3 protein-coding genes and 2 pseudogenes are annotated in these 5,126 nt (G+C 58.8%); 1 reads left to right on the top strand and 4 read right to left on the bottom strand.

Going from position 1 to position 5,126, the window contains the following annotated elements; translation table 11 throughout:
- Positions 1–160: 160 nt before the first annotated feature.
- Positions 161–1,660: pseudogene (locus FTV13_RS15340) on the bottom strand (Tn3 family transposase); the annotation flags it as partial.
- A gap of 85 nt (positions 1,661–1,745) precedes the next feature.
- Between FTV13_RS15340 and FTV13_RS15335 the strand changes: the two are divergent.
- On the top strand, positions 1,746–2,498 hold the full coding sequence (locus FTV13_RS15335) for an IS6 family transposase (RefSeq protein WP_000602738.1): 753 nt from the start codon (positions 1,746–1,748) through the stop codon (positions 2,496–2,498).
- A 62-nt stretch (positions 2,499–2,560) separates the two neighbouring features.
- Here FTV13_RS15335 and FTV13_RS15905 read toward each other — a convergent pair.
- The 3 genes and pseudogenes from FTV13_RS15905 to aac(3)-IVa all read right to left on the bottom strand — a co-directional run.
- Positions 2,561–2,845: pseudogene (locus FTV13_RS15905) on the bottom strand (AAC(3) family N-acetyltransferase); the annotation flags it as partial.
- 74 nt (positions 2,846–2,919) lie between these two features.
- Positions 2,920–3,945, bottom strand: coding sequence for an aminoglycoside O-phosphotransferase APH(4)-Ia (gene aph(4)-Ia, locus FTV13_RS15325; RefSeq protein ID WP_000742814.1), 1,026 nt, complete (start codon positions 3,943–3,945; stop codon positions 2,920–2,922).
- A gap of 228 nt (positions 3,946–4,173) precedes the next feature.
- Complete coding sequence (aac(3)-IVa, locus tag FTV13_RS15320) at positions 4,174–4,950, bottom strand: aminoglycoside N-acetyltransferase AAC(3)-IVa (RefSeq protein ID WP_001199192.1); 777 nt, start codon at positions 4,948–4,950, stop codon at positions 4,174–4,176.
- Between the last annotated feature and the right edge of the window lie 176 nt (positions 4,951–5,126).

The following is a 5,126-nucleotide window of genomic DNA, read 5'->3' as shown; positions in this document are numbered from 1 at the left end:
CGTCGATGACATGGGCGCAACGGCTCAAGCGTGTTTTCAATATCGACATCGAGACCTGCAGCGGCTGCGGCGGCGCCATGAAAGTCATCGCCTGCATTGAAGACCCTATAGTGATCAAGCAGATCCTGGGGTCGTTTGCGGGAGGGGGCGGAATCCTACGCTAAGGCTTTGGCCAGCGATATTCTCCGGTGAGATTGATGTGTTCCCATCCGAGCGGCGAAACATGGGCCAAGAGATCGGGCGATAGCAGCTTTCCATCGCGTTTCTGGTTTGCAACGACCTCGCCGAGCTTCATGGTGTTCCAGAAGATGATGATGGCGGCGAGCAGATTCATGCCGGCGATGCGGTAATGCTGGCCTTCGGCGGAACGGTCGCGGATTTCACCGCGGCGGTGGAAGCTGATTGCCCGCTTCAGCGCATGATGAGCTTCGCCTTTGTTGAGCCCGATCTGGGCACGCCGTTGGAGTTCGGCATCCAGAATCCAGTCGATCATGAACAGGGTGCGCTCGACGCGACCGACTTCCCGCAGGGCTGTCGCGAGCTCGTTCTGCCGCGGATAGGAGGCGAGTTTCCGCAGAATCTGGCTTGGCGCGACGGTCCCGGCAGCAATGGTGGCGGCGATGCGCAGGATGTCGGGCCAATTGCGCTCGATCATGGCTTGGTTGACCTTTCCGCCGATCAACGCTCGCAGGTGCGCCGGGGCGGCCGACGGATTGAACGCGTAGAGCCGTTTGGATGGCAGGTCGCGGATGCGCGGAGCGAACCGGTAGCCGAGAATGGCACATGCGGCAAAGACGTGATCGGTGAAGCCGCCCGTGTCGGTGAACTGCTCGCGGATATGGCGTCCAGCATCGTTCATCAGCAGGCCATCGAGGATGTAAGGCGCTTCGCTTGCCGTTGCAGGAATCACCTGGGTTGCGAACGGCGCATATTGGTCGGAGACGTGGCTATAGGCTTTCAGGCCCGGGGTATTGCCATATTTCGCGTTGACCAGGTTCATGGCCTCACCTTGCTCTGTAGCGACGAAGAACTGTCCGTCGCTCGAAGCCGACGTGCCCATGCCCCAGAACCGGGCCATGGGTAACGCTGCCTGTGCCTCGACCACCATGGCCAGCGCCCGGTCATAGGCTTCGCCCTCGACATGCCACCGTCCAATGCGGATCAATTCCCAGAAGGTGTGGGTGTTTGTCGCATCCGCCATTTTGCGCAAGCCGAGGTTGATCCCTTCCGCCAAGATAACGTTCATTAGCCCGATCCGGTCAGCGCAGGGTGCTCCTGTGCGCAGATGGGTGAACGCTTCGGTGAAGCCGGTCGCCGCATCCACCTCCAGCAGGAGATCGGTGATGCGCGTGGGCGGGATCTGCTTGTAGAGATCGAGCACCAGATCTTCGGCGCCTGTCGGCGCGGCGGCTTCGAGTTTCTCGATATGCAGAACGCCGTTTTCAATCGACCCGCCCGGGATCGTGCCTGCGCGAGCGGCACGGCCAAGCTCGCGCAACCGCATGTCGAGGCGAGCTTGCCGGTCTGCCAGCCATTCCTCCGGCCGCAATGGCACAGCGAGACGACCGCCTTCCGCGATGGATTGTGCCGGAACGAGTGCGTGTTTCAGATCGCCATAGCGCCGGGACCTAGTAAGCCAGACATCTCCGGAGCGGAACGCATGGCCTTGTCGCAAATTCTTCAGGTTAACTCGATGTTGACCATGGGGAGAGAAGTTGCCGCTCCTGATATTGCGGAGCGAGCCGATGATTTTGAATACCATTGCCGAAAAGCTGAAGCGCCAGTCGAAGGATGATTTCAAGGGCAGGCATTTCGAGGCCTGGCTGATTGTACAGGCGGTTGCCTGGTACTTGCGCTACCCGCTCAGCTATCGTGACTTGGAAGAGATGTTTCGCGAGCGGGGCTTCGAGGTCGATCATAGCACGATCAACCGCTGGGTATTGGCTTATGCACCTGTCATCGAGAAACGGCTGCGGCAGTTTCGTCGACCCCATTGCGGCTCGGTCCGGATTGATGAGACCTATGTCAAGATCCGCGGCAAATGGCGCTATCTGTACCGAGCCATCGATAAGCATGGCAATCCGGTGGATTTCCTGCTGACCGCTAAGCGCGATCTCGACGCTGCCAAGCGGTTCTTCCGAAAGATGCTTAAAGATGAACCCTTGTTGTCGCCGAACAGGATTGGGACGGACGGGGCCAACACCTTCCCGTCAACGATCAAAACGTCGGTTGATGATGGGCTTCTCCATCCCGATCCCGTGCATTATGTGACCAAACATCTCCAGCAGGGGATTGAGAGCGACCATTTCCGGGTGAAGAAGAACATGCCGAAGATCGGCGGTTTCCAATCCTTTAACACGGCGCGGCGAACCATCGCGGGTTTCGAGGCGATGCTGTGGCTGCGGAAGGGCTTTGGCTTTTCAGGCGGCTGGACCGTCAATGACCAGAATGATTTGCTTGCGCGCCTCTTCGGACTGCAAAAGGTTAACAAAGCATGAAAATACCGGCCTTGGCTGGGTGATAGCTGCCTCCAAAAGTGTTTGCGACACGCCCGGAACAATTCAGCCACTGCACCCATGTTCCGAGTTGGTGTGGTTTGCGGATCGTATGCCGGCATCTCGTTGCGCAAGATCTGCACCCAATCGGCAGGCACGGGCGGCGATCTCCAATCTGCGGGATCAGTCAGATCACCCGAGTGCGTGGGCATGACAATCGTGCCCTGGGGACCAACACAATCCAGAAGGGCCTGAATCACTGCGACCGGCCCTCCCGCGACCCAGCCGAGCGAGCTTAGCGAACTGTGGACGAGAACTGTGCCACCAAGCGTAAGGCCGTTCTCTCGCATTTGCCTTGCTAGGCTCGCGCGAGTTGCTGGCTGAGGCGTTCTCGAAATCAGCTCTTGTTCGGTCGGCATCTACTCTATTCCTTTGCCCTCGGACGAGTGCTGGGGCGTCGGTTTCCACTATCGGCGAGTACTTCTACACAGCCATCGGTCCAGACGGCCGCGCTTCTGCGGGCGATTTGTGTACGCCCGACAGTCCCGGCTCCGGATCGGACGATTGCGTCGCATCGACCCTGCGCCCAAGCTGCATCATCGAAATTGCCGTCAACCAAGCTCTGATAGAGTTGGTCAAGACCAATGCGGAGCATATACGCCCGGAGCCGCGGCGATCCTGCAAGCTCCGGATGCCTCCGCTCGAAGTAGCGCGTCTGCTGCTCCATACAAGCCAACCACGGCCTCCAGAAGAAGATGTTGGCGACCTCGTATTGGGAATCCCCGAACATCGCCTCGCTCCAGTCAATGACCGCTGTTATGCGGCCATTGTCCGTCAGGACATTGTTGGAGCCGAAATCCGCGTGCACGAGGTGCCGGACTTCGGGGCAGTCCTCGGCCCAAAGCATCAGCTCATCGAGAGCCTGCGCGACGGACGCACTGACGGTGTCGTCCATCACAGTTTGCCAGTGATACACATGGGGATCAGCAATCGCGCATATGAAATCACGCCATGTAGTGTATTGACCGATTCCTTGCGGTCCGAATGGGCCGAACCCGCTCGTCTGGCTAAGATCGGCCGCAGCGATCGCATCCATGGCCTCCGCGACCGGCTGCAGAACAGCGGGCAGTTCGGTTTCAGGCAGGTCTTGCAACGTGACACCCTGTGCACGGCGGGAGATGCAATAGGTCAGGCTCTCGCTGAATTCCCCAATGTCAAGCACTTCCGGAATCGGGAGCGCGGCCGATGCAAAGTGCCGATAAACATAACGATCTTTGTAGAAACCATCGGCGCAGCTATTTACCCGCAGGACATATCCACGCCCTCCTACATCGAAGCTGAAAGCACGAGATTCTTCGCCCTCCGAGAGCTGCATCAGGTCGGAGACGCTGTCGAACTTTTCGATCAGAAACTTCTCGACAGACGTCGCGGTGAGTTCAGGCTTTTTCATATCTCATTGCCCCCGGACGAGCGTCTGCTCCGCCATTCGCCGTCCGCCGTGCCAATCGGATCAGCCGTCCAAATGCGGGATTTTCGTTAGTCGGAGGCCAAACGGCATTGAGCGTCAGCATATCATCAGCGAGCTGAAGAAAGACAATCCCCGATCCGCTCCACGTGTTGCCCCAGCAATCAGCGCGACCTTGCCCCTCCAACGTCATCTCGTTCTCCGCTCATGAGCTCAGCCAATCGACTGGCGAGCGGCATCGCATTCTTCGCATCCCGCCTCTGGCGGATGCAGGAAGATCAACGGATCTCGGCCCAGTTGACCCAGGGCTGTCGCCACAATGTCGCGGGAGCGGATCAACCGAGCAAAGGCATGACCGACTGGACCTTCCTTCTGAAGGCTCTTCTCCTTGAGCCACCTGTCCGCCAAGGCAAAGCGCTCACAGCAGTGGTCATTCTCGAGATAATCGACGCGTACCAACTTGCCATCCTGAAGAATGGTGCAGTGTCTCGGCACCCCATAGGGAACCTTTGCCATCAACTCGGCAAGATGCAGCGTCGTGTTGGCATCGTGTCCCACGCCGAGGAGAAGTACCTGCCCATCGAGTTCATGGACACGGGCGACCGGGCTTGCAGGCGAGTGAGGTGGCAGGGGCAATGGATCAGAGATGATCTGCTCTGCCTGTGGCCCCGCTGCCGCAAAGGCAAATGGATGGGCGCTGCGCTTTACATTTGGCAGGCGCCAGAATGTGTCAGAGACAACTCCAAGGTCCGGTGTAACGGGCGACGTGGCAGGATCGAACGGCTCGTCGTCCAGACCTGACCACGAGGGCATGACGAGCGTCCCTCCCGGACCCAGCGCAGCACGCAGGGCCTCGATCAGTCCAAGTGGCCCATCTTCGAGGGGCCGGACGCTACGGAAGGAGCTGTGGACCAGCAGCACACCGCCGGGGGTAACCCCAAGGTTGAGAAGCTGACCGATGAGCTCGGCTTTTCGCCATTCGTATTGCACGACATTGCACTCCACCGCTGATGACATCAGTCGATCATAGCACGATCAACGGCACTGTTGCAAATAGTCGGTGGTGATAAACTTATCATCCCCTTTTGCTGATGGAGCTGCACATGAACCCATTCAAAGGCCGGCATTTTCAGCGTGACATCATTCTGTGGGCCGTACGCTGGTAC

Origin of the sequence: Acinetobacter sp. YH12235, assembly GCF_013417705.1 — a bacterium.
Lineage (GTDB): Bacteria > Pseudomonadota > Gammaproteobacteria > Pseudomonadales > Moraxellaceae > Acinetobacter.
The sequence above is the reverse complement of the archived record's forward strand: the minus strand, read 5'-3'. Positions and strand labels throughout refer to the sequence as shown.